Origin of the sequence: Paenibacillus sp. FSL H7-0756 (assembly GCF_038006765.1) — a bacterium.
Lineage (GTDB): Bacteria > Bacillota > Bacilli > Paenibacillales > Paenibacillaceae > Paenibacillus_AQ.
Map to the genome: position 1 here is coordinate 1,623,109 of NZ_JBBOVT010000002.1, position 14,706 is coordinate 1,637,814.

17 protein-coding genes and 1 pseudogene are annotated in these 14,706 nt (G+C 51.5%); 4 read left to right on the plus strand and 14 right to left on the minus strand.

The window, feature by feature from the left end:
- Nucleotides 1–311 precede the first annotated feature (311 nt).
- The 7 genes from NST04_RS23755 to NST04_RS23785 all read right to left on the minus strand — a co-directional run bounded on the left by NST04_RS23755 (nucleotide 312) and on the right by NST04_RS23785 (nucleotide 5,183).
- Nucleotides 312–1,238, minus strand: a complete 927-nt coding sequence (locus NST04_RS23755) for an alpha/beta fold hydrolase (RefSeq protein WP_341186414.1) — start codon at nucleotides 1,236–1,238, stop codon at nucleotides 312–314.
- Nucleotides 1,239–1,249: 11 nt separating this feature from the next.
- Nucleotides 1,250–1,693, minus strand: coding sequence for a GNAT family N-acetyltransferase (locus tag NST04_RS23760; RefSeq protein ID WP_341186415.1), 444 nt, complete (start codon nucleotides 1,691–1,693; stop codon nucleotides 1,250–1,252).
- A gap of 15 nt (nucleotides 1,694–1,708) precedes the next feature.
- Entirely contained in the window at nucleotides 1,709–2,143 is a 435-nt protein-coding gene (locus NST04_RS23765; protein WP_341186416.1) for a hypothetical protein, read from the minus strand.
- Nucleotides 2,144–2,171: 28 nt separating this feature from the next.
- Complete coding sequence (locus NST04_RS23770) at nucleotides 2,172–2,711, minus strand: AAA family ATPase (RefSeq protein ID WP_341186417.1); 540 nt, start codon at nucleotides 2,709–2,711, stop codon at nucleotides 2,172–2,174.
- Nucleotides 2,712–2,794: 83 nt separating this feature from the next.
- The gene (locus tag NST04_RS23775; protein ID WP_341186418.1) at nucleotides 2,795–3,004 is read right to left on the minus strand and encodes a hypothetical protein; all 210 of its coding nucleotides are present in this window, start codon (nucleotides 3,002–3,004) and stop codon (nucleotides 2,795–2,797) included.
- A 199-nt stretch (nucleotides 3,005–3,203) separates the two neighbouring features.
- The gene (locus tag NST04_RS23780; RefSeq protein WP_341186419.1) at nucleotides 3,204–4,610 is read right to left on the minus strand and encodes an NAD-dependent malic enzyme; all 1,407 of its coding nucleotides are present in this window, start codon (nucleotides 4,608–4,610) and stop codon (nucleotides 3,204–3,206) included.
- A gap of 81 nt (nucleotides 4,611–4,691) precedes the next feature.
- The gene (locus NST04_RS23785; RefSeq protein ID WP_341186420.1) at nucleotides 4,692–5,183 is read right to left on the minus strand and encodes a hypothetical protein; all 492 of its coding nucleotides are present in this window, start codon (nucleotides 5,181–5,183) and stop codon (nucleotides 4,692–4,694) included.
- Between the two features lie 135 nt (nucleotides 5,184–5,318).
- Here NST04_RS23785 and NST04_RS23790 point away from each other — a divergent pair, with 135 nt between their 5' ends.
- The 3 genes from NST04_RS23790 to NST04_RS23800 all read left to right on the plus strand — a co-directional run bounded on the left by NST04_RS23790 (nucleotide 5,319) and on the right by NST04_RS23800 (nucleotide 8,280).
- Nucleotides 5,319–6,311, plus strand: a complete 993-nt coding sequence (locus tag NST04_RS23790) for an acrylyl-CoA reductase family protein (RefSeq protein ID WP_341186421.1) — start codon at nucleotides 5,319–5,321, stop codon at nucleotides 6,309–6,311.
- A gap of 80 nt (nucleotides 6,312–6,391) precedes the next feature.
- Entirely contained in the window at nucleotides 6,392–7,846 is a 1,455-nt protein-coding gene (locus NST04_RS23795; RefSeq protein ID WP_341186422.1) for an alpha/beta hydrolase family protein, read from the plus strand.
- A gap of 35 nt (nucleotides 7,847–7,881) precedes the next feature.
- Nucleotides 7,882–8,280, plus strand: a complete 399-nt coding sequence (locus NST04_RS23800) for a MerR family transcriptional regulator (RefSeq protein ID WP_341186423.1) — start codon at nucleotides 7,882–7,884, stop codon at nucleotides 8,278–8,280.
- A gap of 360 nt (nucleotides 8,281–8,640) precedes the next feature.
- Here the strand turns inward: NST04_RS23800 and NST04_RS23805 are convergent.
- The 6 genes and pseudogenes from NST04_RS23805 to NST04_RS23830 all read right to left on the minus strand — a co-directional run.
- A pseudogene (locus tag NST04_RS23805) lies at nucleotides 8,641–9,168 on the minus strand (cupin domain-containing protein); the annotation flags it as partial.
- Nucleotides 9,169–9,745: 577 nt separating this feature from the next.
- Nucleotides 9,746–10,327, minus strand: a complete 582-nt coding sequence (locus NST04_RS23810; protein ID WP_341186425.1) for a YfiT family bacillithiol transferase — start codon at nucleotides 10,325–10,327, stop codon at nucleotides 9,746–9,748.
- Nucleotides 10,317–11,003 carry an HAD family hydrolase gene (locus NST04_RS23815; protein WP_341186426.1) on the minus strand — a complete coding sequence of 229 codons (687 nt, stop codon included), beginning with the start codon at nucleotides 11,001–11,003 and terminating at the stop codon, nucleotides 10,317–10,319. The genes NST04_RS23810 and NST04_RS23815 overlap by 11 nt, the downstream gene beginning before the upstream one ends.
- 198 nt (nucleotides 11,004–11,201) lie before the next feature.
- The gene (locus NST04_RS23820) at nucleotides 11,202–11,942 is read right to left on the minus strand and encodes a GTP pyrophosphokinase (protein ID WP_340754267.1); all 741 of its coding nucleotides are present in this window, start codon (nucleotides 11,940–11,942) and stop codon (nucleotides 11,202–11,204) included.
- A 240-nt stretch (nucleotides 11,943–12,182) separates the two neighbouring features.
- Nucleotides 12,183–13,217, minus strand: a complete 1,035-nt coding sequence (locus NST04_RS23825) for an HD-GYP domain-containing protein (protein WP_341186427.1) — start codon at nucleotides 13,215–13,217, stop codon at nucleotides 12,183–12,185.
- Nucleotides 13,218–13,371: 154 nt separating this feature from the next.
- Nucleotides 13,372–13,830, minus strand: a complete 459-nt coding sequence (locus NST04_RS23830; RefSeq protein WP_341186428.1) for a hypothetical protein — start codon at nucleotides 13,828–13,830, stop codon at nucleotides 13,372–13,374.
- A gap of 81 nt (nucleotides 13,831–13,911) precedes the next feature.
- Here NST04_RS23830 and NST04_RS23835 point away from each other — a divergent pair, with 81 nt between their 5' ends.
- The gene (locus tag NST04_RS23835; RefSeq protein WP_341186429.1) at nucleotides 13,912–14,211 is read left to right on the plus strand and encodes a Dabb family protein; all 300 of its coding nucleotides are present in this window, start codon (nucleotides 13,912–13,914) and stop codon (nucleotides 14,209–14,211) included.
- On the opposite strand, the gene lepB is transcribed toward NST04_RS23835, so the two are convergent.
- Nucleotides 14,208–14,705 carry a signal peptidase I gene (gene lepB / locus NST04_RS23840; protein WP_341186430.1) on the minus strand — a complete coding sequence of 166 codons (498 nt, stop codon included), beginning with the start codon at nucleotides 14,703–14,705 and terminating at the stop codon, nucleotides 14,208–14,210. The two genes, NST04_RS23835 and lepB, sit on opposite strands and share 4 nt — an antisense overlap.
- Between the last annotated feature and the right edge of the window lies 1 nt (nucleotide 14,706).

The window sequence follows — 14,706 nt, forward strand, 5'->3', positions numbered from 1 at the left end:
TTTATACAACCATCCCTAACAGGAAGCGGATCATGGAGTGCGCCTCCGACCCAATTCCGGTAAAGTTGGTTCAGCAGTTACTGGGCCATTCCACTCGCTGCTGCATTCTTCTCCTCAGAAACACAGAAGACTCTCTTCCAGACCATCATCAGGCAGATTCACTTCGGCATCCAAAAGGATATGCGAAGCATAGAACTCGAATTCTACCTGCAGGTGCAACAACATTTTTTTGAACTGGCCCCTTCTGCCGAAACGGCGGAAGGGGCTTTTGCTGTGAATCGGCAAAAGCCCCTTCGAAGTACATCATCATTCTATAGTACAAATAAACTTGCAGGAGCCCGTTTACGCAATGTTCCGACCGGAGCGTGAACTCCCCTGCTCCAATGGCCCTCATGCTGTAAATAAAGACTCCTGCTATTTTTTTCCAAAAAAAACTTGCCCCAACTTATGATACGGTTCAGCTCATTTGCCACTTCCCACAGCTTCTCTCTTATGGTCCGCTTCGTATCTTCTGAAGTCCCCGGATAGAAGTCATTGACTATTTCCGATTTGATAACGGTCAATGGAATATCGGTTTGCATCAGTTCCCTAACCTGCTCATAGCCGGCCTGAACATTAGAGAACTCGCTGTGCATGGCCGCTATAGTCTTTTTTTGAAAGGATAATCTCCATAACAACTCTTGCGTCTGCTTCGAAAAAGGCTTAATGGTAGCTGAAAAACCGGGGAAGCTTCTTAACGCGGACAAGACCTTTAACAATCCAGTTCTGGATAGCAAATTCAGGGCCCGATAGAACCTCTCCGCCAAAATCTGCCCCTTCACATGCTCTTCCGGAAACCGCGCTGTAACTTCATCCTCATGCATCGAATCTACCAGCACTACTCCCGCCACCAGACCGGGATATTTCCCGGTAAACAGCCTTACATTTAATCCGCCATAGGAATGACCGACCAATAAATAGGGACTTTTCATTCCAGATTGCTGCAATAGCTCATACAACTCAGTTACGCACTGCTCATTGGTACGCGGAAACGGTCCTGGCTCACTCCAGCCATAGCCCGCACGATCATATACGATAACTTGTGTGACCTTAGCAACCTCAGGAGCAACAAGTGACCAGAACAATGCAGAAGAACCACAGCCATGCTCCAACACTACTGGAGGCAAGCCTTTGTCCTCACCCATAATACTGTGATACAACTTATGATTTCCTACACTTATAAGTTTCCCCTCAATCATATGTTCCCGCCCTAATGCGAGCTAAGATGCTTGCGGTACCCCTCGACCTTCTCCTCTCTATACCCCATCGCCTCATAGAAAATATGCGCTTCCTTCCGCTTCTCTCCCGACACGAAAATGATATAGTAGCAGTCCCGTTCATGCGCAATCGCTTCGATCGCAGTCATCAGCTTCTTGCCAAGCCCCTGCCGCCGTGCGCGCGAAGATACCACCACATTCTCTATGACCATGAACGGGCGGCAATCCCCCACCAAGTCCTGGCAGACGATCCCCATCAGCGAGCCTAACAATTCCCCGTCCACAAAAGCACCCAGCAGCACATACCGTTCATCCTCCCGGATTGTCCGAAAGGCATTCTCCAGCTTCAACGGGTCCGCCCGTCCGCCCATTAATTCATCGTAGAGTGTGTTCAATGCTTCGAGTGATGCGATTTCGATTTGTTCGATGGTTACCATGGCCGGATACGCCCCCTACTTCTCATTCTTGAGCTCAAACTCCTCACTCTTCCCGTCCCACTCAACAGTGACTTTAATGACGGAGTCTTTTTTCTCAACAGAGCCATTTCCAGAAGCACCCATTTTCAGCATTGCTACTTCAACAGGCCCCTCGATAGTCTGGCTGCCGCTGCTATGTTTAGCTTTGAACGTATATTTCATCTGTTTAATCGTTTCGAGATCAGACTGGTCGCCTTTGTAACGCAGTACTAAGTTATACCGCTTGGAGCTTTCACTGGTCACTTTATTCTTTTTGGTCAGCTTCTGGCTGGCCTCTTGCTTATACACCCCTGACCAGGTGTCCCCCTCGCCCTTGAACGTATAATTGAAATAGGTCGTTTCCGTATTGCAGGACGTCAGCAGCAATAGCAGAATTGCCGGAAGCAGCAGCACACGAAGTATCGTCCTCATGGTCAGCCCCCTTTTCCCATAGATTCAATTAGCTTGAACGGGATAGGAATTGCAGTACTGCCTCCACCCGCTCCTCCACTGTAAAATCCCCTTCCAGCCGCAACAGATCACCGTTTATCCCAGCCATCCAATCCTCATGCAGCGTGCGGCTGCGGACCTCAGGTCCTGCCGTATCGTACTGCGCCGCCCAAGCCATAAATTCCTGTACATCCTCATATTTATCTCCGCCCGGCAGACCCTCATCACCGTATCGTTCATACTCCCTCGCCCGCAGCCGATCCAGACGTACCTGCTCAGGAATCCACAGGAAAATCACCAGATCGAAGGTATCCCGCAGCGAATCCCCCCAGCCGCAAACCGCACCGGACAGAATCCATGGCTCATGCTGCGCCATATCTGCCTGCAATTTGTTCAGACGCTCTGCCACAACACTTTGCTTCGTATACTTCTGCTCCCAGAAATAATCGTCACTGTCCAATTGAACATGCGGAAGCCTCGCCGCCAGCGCCTTGCCCAAGGTAGTTGTTCCCGCCCCGGAAGCTCCCATAATATGAATTCTGCGGTACATAAGCCCTCCTGAATGATGAATCATTGTATCCATTTGTATATTTTACCATGCTGCCCCTTATATATAAACAGCGTAGCCTGATCTTAAAGGATTCTTCCTCCCCGGCAGGAAGCAAGTGTACAAACGTATCTTAATTTATCGAATATCGGGGATTTCCAGGAGACAAGTGGAAAAAGTCCAACTGTTAACTCAACTTTTGAAGACTTTCCTTGAATCACGATAATTAAGTGTTGTTTATCCAATTGTTGCCCTACCATGCCCCCAACGGCCACCAGCAAATGTACAAAATTCATCTAATTCCTGCCACTCGTCCCTTCCCACCTCTCCCATAAGCACAGGCGTAAGCCTTCCTCCGCTCAATCTATCACTCCCGGGCCCCTGGCATCCTTGCTTTTACATGGCCAACTATATACTCCTGCTCAAAAGCAGACGCAAACAAAGCCGCAGCCTAAGGCCACAGCTTGTTCACCTTCCCCATACTCAGTGGACTCCTCAGCTCACATCCGGCGGGATGCGCCGGGCGATGCCGGTCGCTATGGCGGCCTTAATTACAGCCAGACGTACCTGCTCTACAACCTTCTCGTTGAAAATACTCGGAATAATATACTGCTCATTCCGCTCATCCGGGTGAACCACCGATGCAATGGCCTGCGCCGCAGCCAGCTTCATCTCCAGATTCACCGTCTTCGCCCGGCAGTCAAGCGCCCCGCGGAAAATCCCCGGAAAACACAGCACGTTATTAATCTGGTTAGGGTAATCACTTCTGCCGGTTGCCAGCACCCTGACGTAAGGCTCGGCCAGATCCGGCTCAATCTCCGGGGTCGGATTAGCCATAGCGAACACGATGCTGTCCCGGGCCATGCTCTGCAGATGGCTAACCTGCAAAATTCCTCCTCTGGATACACCGATGAAGACATCTGCTCCGCGCACCGCCTCATCCAGTCCTCCGCTCAGATTCTCAGGATTCGTGGCTTCGGCCAGCCAGCTCCATTCAGCATTGGTATAGGCTTCGTTCCGGTTCAGTATCCCCTCCTTGTCTACCGCATAGAGGTGCTTCGCGCCCGCCGCCAGCAGCAGACGGCAGATCGATACGCCTGCCGCACCGATGCCGACGACTACGATTCTGGAGTCTGCAATCGACTTTTCCACGACTTGGAGAGCGTTCAACAGACCGGCCAGCGCAACTACGGCCGTTCCGTGCTGATCATCATGGAAGACTGGAATATCCAGCTCCGCTGATAGCCGGCGTTCAATCTCAAAGCAGCGCGGAGAGCTGATGTCCTCCAGATTAATGCCCCCGAAGCCGGGAGCAACCGCTTTCACAATCTGAATGATTTCTTCCGGGTCCTTAGTGTCCAGACATAGCGGGAACCCGTCAATATCCGCCAGCTGCTTGAACAGCATGGCCTTACCTTCCATCACCGGCATCGCCGCCTCTGGTCCGATATCGCCAAGCCCCAGCACAGCGGTGCCGTCGGTGACGACAGCTACCGTATTTCTTTTCATCGTCAGGGAATACGCCTTGGACGGATCTTCGGCAATCGCCGTACAGACACGGGCCACGCCTGGGGTATACACCAGCGACAGATCCTCGCGGTTCTTGATCGGCATCTTCGGGGTAACCTCGATTTTGCCGCCGAGATGGGCCAGGAAGGTACGGTCGGAGACATTGATGACTTTGATTCCAGGCATATTCTTCAGCACGCTGATAATCTCTTCATTCGCCGCATCCTGCACATTCACGGTCAGGTCACGGGTCGTCACATCCTTGCCGCCACGGATCACGTCAATCGCTACAATATCGCCGCCGGCTGCTGCCAGCCTGGACGCCACATCGCCAAAAGAAGCTTCTGCCTTACGGATTTCAAGCCGGATAATCATCGTTGTTGCAATGGACATAGAGTATGCCTCCCTCATCAGACGGATGAATTCTACCCTCAATATACTACAGTTCACTTGTTGTTCACAATTAAATCCGGGTTAACCGGGAATTTCCCAGTTCTCGGCCAGCTCTAGCAGCTCTGCTTCCGCAGCCTCTTCATCTTGCCCCAATACTTTCGCTTCTATATAGTAGGTGACGGTATCATCGCTCTCACTCTTGCCGGGACGCTGATAACAGAGCCAATAATAAGTAACTTCAGGGGCTGGATAGACCGCACTCCCCTCCTGTATGAACTTGATCAGTTCCCCTTGGCCTGCCGGTGTCTGCACAGGCTTCCTCCATAGCAGCTCTGTATGGTTAGGAATACTGATATAATTACCCGGACGGCTCTGATCACCAAGCGTCAGCTCCAGCCGATCCAGAGTTACAGCCGCAAGCCCTTGCAGATACCGCGCAGGCTCATCCTCACTTAGACGCAGCCTCTGTACTGCCGGACCGGAATCAGATGTTGCGGATACGTACAATGCTCCCCCGCCCAAAACGAGACAGATTGCTGCGATAAGCACGCTTTTATGCAATTTCGCCCTCATATGAACACTCCTTTGTAACCATTTAGTGTGGCATATCATTGTGTTTCCTAGATTGACGGGGCACAATAGTAATGGTGTGAAGCCTATGAATTCTTATGTTTGAACAAATACAGCACGAATTAGGAGAGAGAAGATATGACGAAGCCTTTTCAAGCATTGGTAGTGGACAAGACAGAACCATTCTCCGTTGAGATCAGACCGGTATCCCTGGAGGAACTGCCCGCTGGTGAAGTGTTAATTAAGGTAGCTTATTCCAGTGTAAACTATAAAGACGGGCTGGCAAGCATCCCGAATGGGAATATTGTGCGAAATTATCCGTTCATTCCGGGGATTGACCTGTCAGGAACGGTAGTCTCATCGAAGGACAGCCGTTTCCGCGAAGGCCAGTCTGTCATTGCCACCAGCTATGGGATCGGCGTTTCCCACTTCGGCGGCTTCAGCGAATACGCCCGCATCCCTGCGGATTGGGTTGTTGAACTCCCGGAGGGCTTGACGCTGCGGGAAGCGATGATCTACGGCACGGCCGGATTCACGGCGGCGCTGTCTGTGCAAGCGCTGGAAGCACAAGGCATGACCCCTGACCAGGGAAAAGTGCTCGTTACCGGTGCCACCGGCGGTGTCGGAGGTGCGGCGACCGCTATCCTGGCGAAGCTGGGCTATCAGGTCACTGCCAGTACCGGCAGAACGGCTGAAGCCGGATATCTGCAGGCGCTGGGTGCTGCTGAGGTCATCTCCCGCGAAGAGGTCGCGGGCAGTGCGGTGAAGCCGCTGGACAAGCAGCTCTGGCAGGCTGCCGTAGATTCAGTCGGAGGTGCCCCGCTGGCTGCTGTCCTGAGCAAAATCGCCTACGGCGGCGCAGTGGCCGCAAGCGGCTTAACCGCAGGCACGGCTGTCCCGACCACCGTCCTGCCGTTTATCCTGCGCGGAGTCAGTCTGCTCGGCATCGATTCCGTAGCTTGCCCTATGGAGAAACGGGCCCAGCTCTGGCAGCGCATGGCAGGCGACATGAAGCCTGCGGTGCTGGATACGCTGGTGGACCGTGAGATTTCTCTGACTGAGCTGCCATTGGCACTTCAGGATATTCTCCAGTCGGGCACCCGTGGCCGCGTGCTTGTCCGCTTATCCTAGAAATTAAGCCTTGACCTTGAAGTACACTTCAACCTTTATACTCTAATTGTTCCAGATGAATAGAGTTGGAGGTAGGTCAAATGAGATTATTTGAGATTGCAGTCATAGTTGTGATTCTGGCTGTTACGGCAGGAATGATTGGCCCAAAGAAAAACCGGAGGCTGGATACCCTTATGCTGCTGGCTGTCGTTATAGCTGTGGTGCTACATGGGTTGCTGGAGAATTACCGCATCCAGATGGCTCCGGCCTACGCCGCAGCGCTGGGACTGTTGACCATACTAGGATTCAGACTTATAAAGCGTGCCCGGACGGGCCAGCCTAAACGGTATGCGAAGCTATGGAAGAGTCTCCTGCTTATCCTGGTCCTTCTTCTTTCAGGATTATCCGTCTATGCGGCCAGGCTGCTGCCCATGTTCACACTACCCGAGCCAACAGGGAAATATGCCATCGGGACGATTGCGCGGGAGCTTACCGATGAGCAGCGTGACGAGACACTAAGCGCTGAGGAAGGCGGCAATCGGAAGCTGATGGTAAATGTATGGTATCCGGCCGATCCTGACCAGACTGCAGGTAAGCCTAAGGAGCATTATCCCTCCGCACTGGGCGAAGCGATCAGTCTTGTATTCGGGTTGCCGAAGCAGCTATTCAGCCATGTCACCCATATTCCTACACATGTTACAGCTGGAGTGCAGCTCTCGGTACAAGAAGCCCGCTATCCGGTCCTGCTGTTCTCGCCGGGGATCCGCTCCACCAGATTTCAGAGTATGTCAATTATCGAAGAACTGGTCAGTCACGGCTATATTGTCGTAGGGCTGGATCATCCTTATACCTCAGCCAAGGTCACTTACCCGGACGGTGCTTCGGTCAATTACGTGCCTGATCCGAAGTTTGATACTTCCGCAGAGCTCTACAGCTACAATGTGAACGGAATTGCCATCCGTGCAGGGGATGCCAGCTTTGTGCTGGACACCCTGACGGCTTGGAATACCCAAGACCCGAATGGATTATTCCAGGACAGGCTTGATCTCAGCCGTGCAGGAATCTTCGGCCATTCCTATGGCGGGGCTACAACCGCCGAAGCTTTAGCCCAGGACAAGCGCTTCAAGGCAGGTGTCAGTCTGGAGGGCGGGTTCTGGGGACAAGTTGCCCATGAAGGGCTGACGCAGCCTTTTATGTACATGATGACCGGAACGAGTGCGCAGCACCTTGCACATCCCGAAGCGAATACAGATCCCTTGATCTATGAAGAATTCACGCCGGATCTGAAGTCGGTCATGAGCCGCAGCACCAGGGATACCTATTATCTGACGGTGGATCATTTCATTCACCAGAGTTTTACGGATATAGCCCTGCTGTCACCCTCCTTATTCGCCAACGGTCTTGATCCGGTGCATACTGTAGATTTAAGCAGAGCCTATGTCCGGTCGTTCTTCGATCAGTATCTGCTAGATGAGCCGCAGGCGCTGCTGAACGGTCCGTCGGCCGAATACCCGGAAGTAATCTTTGACACGGCCTACACGCACAAGAGACCGTAGAGTAGATAGATATCGAATACAGGAGGGATTACCAGATGAAGGGAATGACCCGTGGAGAGCTGGCGCGGCAGTCGGGGCTGAGTGCAGCAACCATCCGTTACTATGAGGACAGCGGCATCCTGCCAGCCCCGGAGCGGACCGCGAAGGGATACCGGATCTACTCTGCTGATTATCTGGTCAAGCTGAAGTTCATTAAGGATGCCCAGTCCCTGGGTTATTCACTGAGAGAAATCCAGGCGGCACTTGCCCTGCTCGGCTCGAAGATGGATGAAGACACCCTGAAGGAACTCGTCCGCGACAAAATCACCGAAATCGACGAAAAGGTTGCCGCCCTGTACGCTATCCAAAGCATGCTGGCCGGTCTGCTCGAAACCCCGCAGGAGGATATTCAGAATTATCTGCGTTCCTTCCAGGTTCCAGATAAGCATCATTGAAGGATAAGTTATCGTGTGAAACCTATAAGTTCTTATATTTGCAAAAAAATCGGCAGCGTCATTCTGCATTCACAGAATACGCTGCCGTTTGTGCTGTGTGGATTTCTGTTATTCGGCTCCAGCCTCATGCACAGCTTGCGGAGGAGCCTGGAAGTAGTGCTGCTGGCGGTAGGGCTGGGCGTACGGCTGAGCACAATAACCGTGTACCGCCATCGGCTGGTAGCCGAAGGATTGCGGAGCCTGCTGCTGGTGCATATAAGGCGGCATGTTGGCATTAGCCATCATCGGCAGCGGAGCCATATTGGCGGAAGCAGGGTGGGTTCCCTTCATATTCTCGGCTGCCGCCTTCGCAGGAGGACAGCAATCCGCAGGCGGACCAATGAAGGTCTGAGGCTTCACCGGAGCGAGTGCTTCCTTAACCAGCGCTTCATTGAGGCAGTAGGTATGTGCCAGCACATTAGCCGGGGTTAGGCTCAGAAGATCCGAGCCGAGGATAACTTCCGGTGTAGGGGCATCGAAGATCGCCAGCAGATGGGTGCAATCCATCGTGGCCACTTCATAATGCCACCAGCCCTGCGGTACATTGGCAACCTGGCCCGGAGTGATCGGAAAATGCAGCAGCTCGTTTGTAAACGGATTGATCAGCGACACCACAGCCGCGCCCGAGATACAATACACCAGCTCAGCAGCATTTTGATGATAATGCGGCTCGACCACATTGGATCTGCTGAGATAGATATCGAGCAGCGAGGTATTCTCCAGGGTGTTCAGATTTTTGACGCCCAGTACGTTGATATAATTGCAATCATCCTTCTTGAATAAGGTGTTGCCGTTCATATCAAACGTAAACTGTGTATTGGGCGACGTATAGTCCATATAAGAGGTCACACATATCCGTCCTTTCCTCGGGGCCGTTTTTTATCGTTCTGGTTATAGGATATGTATCCGCCCATGCCCAGGTGACGATGAATAGCTCCGCCGCACACTAAAATTGCAGCTTAAGCGGAATTGAATAGCTGAATGCGCGATTAGACAATGGATTGGGCGGACGGGCTGGGCTGGATGGGGCTGCAACCCTAAAAGGAGCAGCGTCTCGTAGGGCCCGCAGCCGCCCTATGCTAATGTATGCTGTTTTCCGCATACATTTTGCCCGGAGGACCCGTAGCTGCCCATATGTATGGTGTTTTCCACACACATTTTGCCCGGAGGACCATATCTGCCCGAATGTATGCTGATTTCCACATACGTATTGCCCGGAGGCCCGCTTCCGCTCTATTGTATGCTGTTTTTCACATACATTTTGCCTGTAGGCTCAGTGTCCGCTTGAATGTATGCGGTTTCCGCATACATTCAAGACTCCTCGTTTTCTCGTCGGGCCTCCACACCCTTCTCCTATCCCGGACAAAATAAAAAGACGGAGAGTACACAACCTCTCCGTCTTTTTATGCTAAAACAAAGTTATCACTTACCAGCCGCTTCGCTGGATCAATGCTGTAATCTGCGCGATATGATGGCGGCTGTGCCAGATGTACCTCTCCACGGCGGCATCCAGTGTCATCTCACCCAGACCACCGCTTACGATGGTCCGTTCATAATCCTCAGGCTGCAAGGATTCCAGTAAGGTCGCGAATCTGCGATTAAGCAGTCCGATGAGCTGAAGTGAGGATTCCACCGGTTCATTGGAAGAATCGTCCAGTTCCGCCCACAGATCCTGTCTGTAGCTTGGAACCAGCGGCGCTTCCTCCGTCAGCCCCCGCTTGAAGCGGAGATATGCATACATCCCCGTATCGGCGAGATGATGCACGACCTGAATCACGGTCCAGCCGCCCGGCCGGTAAGGCGTATGCTGCTGTTCAGCCGTTAGCGGCTCTACTGCTGCCCGCAGCTCCTCTGCCAGCTGCCTAAAGACGGCAACGGATGCTTCCCGCACTTCTGCTGTCCGGTTCCCCTTAGCGGCGAATCTTCCAATCGGGTATTTTAACAACTCCAGTTCCTGCTCTTCCACATTGTCGTTCATTTCGCTCACAGCTCCTTTGTTATTGTTCATTGGATATCAGCCCATAGGCCTCTTCCAGTGTTCCCGCTGTAACATCAGGCTTGACTTCAAGCTCCCAGGACTGACCGTTCCGGTTGAGCCAACAGGACTTGATTCCGGCTCTGGCCGCTCCAAGAATATCTGATACAGAGTCTCCAATATGGATAATCTGCTCCGGCTCCACCCCATAGTGGGCTAGCACCTCAGTGAACATACGGTTATACGCGTCATTCTTATACGACTGATACGTCTCCGAAGTGAACAGTAAGATGGGATAATTCCGGTAGAACTCAGGAAGCATAAGATCATCTGTATCACTCACAATACATACCTGATAATCCCGGCATATGCGCTGTAAGAAGGCCTCAGTGTCATCATACATTTCAGACAGCCGGTGCTGTGCAAAGAGGTTATCCACTGCCTGCTCACAATCGTAATCCAAGCCGGACTCCTGGAATACGTTCTGAAACCCTCTGTAATAAATTTCTCTGCTGCTGATAAAAGTACCCGTATCCCGTGCTTCGCAGGCTGCGGCATAATAACGGCTCAGCAATTGCTTGCCCAGCTGCAGTGCCCTTGCTTCACTGAACTCCTGCTTGAGAATCGGCCTCCAGACCTCTGCCCGCCTGCTCTCAATATTCACCAGGGTCTGGAACATATCCAGACTAATCACTTTGAATGACTGCATGGACCCGTCTCCTTATCTGATCAGCAATTGAATCCATTACATGGTACCGGGAGGTATCCCCAGAGAACAGGGCAAGCTTATCTCCCCTGCTTGAACAAACCGCCTGGTTCACTGCAATTACGAAGATGCTTGTCGCTCAACCCGTAATCGCTCCCTTGATAGCTCCCATATGTATATGTCTTTCTGTCAAGCCATCCTCTATTCCTTCAACAGCTTAACAAAATTATCCGGCAGACTGAACTGCTGATTGTTCAGAATCATATCCCGCAACTCGGAGAATGGATCTTCGTCCTCCTGCGAATCTTTGATTTCCTTAATTTCACGGTGCAGCCGCTCCATCTGCAGATCGAGTTCGTACGCCTTGTCAGCCGCATTCTTAAGTTCACGGGTCAGATGCTCGGGAACCGCCTGGCTGTATTTATAGAAAATTTTATGCTCCAGACTGGCCCAGAAATCCATAGCAATCGTGCGGATCTGTACCTCAACACAGACATGCTCCTGACAGTCAGACATGAATACAGGAACCTCGATCAGCAGATGCAGACTCTGATAACCGTTCGGCTTCGGATTTTTAATATAATCCTTCACCTCAAGCACCTTAAGATCGTCCTGCTTCTGCAGCATAGCACTGACCTGATAAATATCCGAAATGAACGAACAGGTGATCCGCAGGCCGGCGATGTCCTTAATACTGGCTCTGATCTGGTCGAGGGACAGCTCACTGTTCTTGCGCAGCATTTTCTTCATAATGCTCTCCGGGGATTTGATCCGGGACTTGGTATGCTCAATCGGACTATAGTCGTGAAGCAGCTGGAATTCCTCTTTGAGGATATCAATCTTGGTCTCCATCTCGGCAAGAGCGAACTTATAGATCATCATAAAGCGGGTCAGCTCGTATTTGAGCTGCTTCAATTTCTCTAACTGGTTGTCGGTATGCATCTTCATTTCTCCTTTATGCTGCTGCACAGAAATGACTAGAATCTCTATGCAACTCTTCCTTCTCTCATTAATCATAGCCAATCTATGACTTGAATACAAACCTTCCACTGGTCACAGGGACTCCTGCACGCAACCTCCCTTCTTCTCTCTGCACACGAAAAAAAGCCAAACCGTCCAAAAGGACAGTCCGGCCGTTCATTAGAAGAGGACGCTGCGGACAGTGCCTCTTCATCCGGTTATTCAGTTCACCACTTCGTCGATGGACAGGCTGCGCTCACGCGACAAGTCCCGGAAGCCCTCGCCCACTTTTACCAGCGGCTTAAAGAGGTCCAGCGGGTTGTTCATGACGATCATGCCCACTTCGCCGTTGCTGAGCTGTACATTCTTGCCCACGAAGCTCGGCAGTAAATGTCCTGTCAATGCCTGCACCACCGTCTCGTTCAGCTTGCCGAAGCCCATCTCATGCACCTTGCGCAGCACCGTAACCAGCCCCTGCTTGGGACGGTTCGCAGTAGATGTGGTCAGCGACATATAGATGTTGGCTACCGAAACAATCTGGGCGTACGGATGAATCTCTTTTTTGAGCAGCTGATTTGGATAGCCTGAGCCATCCTCATACTCATGATGCTGGAGAGCTACCAGCGCGGTAACCTCGTCCATTTTGGAGCCGCGGATCAGATCATAACCATAGAAGGTGTGGCGTGCCAGCTCCTCCTTCTCAGAATCCGTAAGCAGACCCTGCTTGTTCAGGATTGACAGGGGCACCTGGCTTTTGCCGATATCATGCAGATAGCCGGCACGGCTGATCTGGTAGCGCTCCTCCTTGGAGTAACCCATCCACGCAGCAATGTAATAGGATAATAAGCCCACCTGTAATGAGTGGTGATATGTATCGATGTCATCCCGGTCCAGCAGAAGCAGCAGGGAGACAACATCCTTTTGCCCTTCCAGCGTCTCCAGAAGCGGCTTCAGCGTATCATCGACTGCCGATTGCGAGAAGCTGCCTTTCGTCAAGGCTTCCAGAAAAATCGCTTCATAATTCAAAATAGCGAGATCAAAATCATCGTGCAGCCCGTGGCTGGGCGCAGGTTCTTCATCCGTATTCAGCCCGCTGCGCGGCTCGATATCGACATAATCAATTTTGTGCCGGATCAGGATACTAATCTCTTCCCGCTCCACACGCGTCCCCTTGGGGAGAACGTGCAGCCCTACACCATTGAAAGTGTCTGCCATGAGACAATCACCGTGCTTCAGATCCGTGACATGTACTTTCAAGTACCAGCACCCCTTTTGTATGATAGGAATATTCCGTTATGCTCCACTTGATCATAGTCAACAGACGGTAAAGTAACAATCCGGTGAAAGTCACAAACTCCAAGCAATCTAGTTCTATAGAATCCCTGTCTTTAGACGCCTTTCCATATTCTGTTCAGAGCCATCTGACAAATCTCTTGTATTTTATCCTAATTTCGTTCTCTTCTGCCCAGTACATTAGTCTCTTCCTCACCGCTACCGTGTCTTCTGTGAACCTGAAGCAGAGATTAACCGGGACAATCCATTTGCCTGCAGGCAATATTCCTACTATTGGACCATCTATGTAAATGGCTTTAATCCCTTGCGCGGAGATGCGCTTTTTGCGAATAATAAGCGAATCTGTCCCCCACTGAAGCTGTCCTTCCTTGCGCAGGGCGTTGATAAGAATGAAGAGGCAGGCCGCGATGCTGAGTCCAATCCATACCAGTCTGATGTAATATAAATAGAAATGTCTATCCGGGTCGAGATTAGGGGTCAATGTCAGAATAATTAGGGGAATTAGCACACCTATCAAGACTCTAACAGGGTTAGGCGCTTTGATCCTGTCGGTTATGGCAAGGAAATCTCCAGTCAACGTAATTAACCTCCATCTGTCCAATTTGTAGTATAATCGCTAATGCAGTCCAACACTTTGTCCAAGGGGGATCCATCCAATATGTATGAGCATCTCGTCGTCTTCCGCTTCAATGAGCAATTCGAACCAGGCCAGGAGCAAGACCTGTTACAGGCACTGCTGGCGCTGAAAAAGCAAATCCCCGGCATCATTGACCTTACAGCAGGCATTAATGTAACCGAAGAGCAGCAGAATGTCCATGGTTATACGCTGGGGCTTCGCGTGACCTTTGAGAATCAGGAAGCCCTGCGGGAGTACGGGCCTCATCCGGCCCATCAGAAGTTCGTGTCCATGCTGGACGGAATCCTGGAGAACGTTGTGGTGGTCGACTATCCGGTTTAGAATAACTTATTCACATCGAACAGTACTTTGCCGATCAGCGCATCCTTGTCTACGAATGGAGTCTCCCATAAGTGAGCGTCATAGCTGACGTTACGGTTGTCGCCCAGGAAAAAATAATGGTCTGCGGGAACGGTGACCGGCCCGAAGGTATAGGTCATATTTTCCTGCAGGTATGGCTCATCGACCGCCTCATGGTTACGGTACAGGGTGCTATCCTTGATCTCAATCACATCACCCGGCAGTCCGATCAGCCGTTTCACATATTTCTTATGCGCATCTTCAGCGACCGGCGGATGGAACACCACGAGATCGCCATGCTTCAGCGAGGTATTCCAGAGCATTTTGTCCACCACAAGCCGGTCGTTAATTGCTATAGTCGGAATCATCGAATCGGTAGGCACACGCATTGCTTCTGCTACGTAGGTGCGGATGAATAGAGATAGAATAATACCTATGGCTATACTCGGCACCCATTGCTTCAAGAATTTCTTCAAC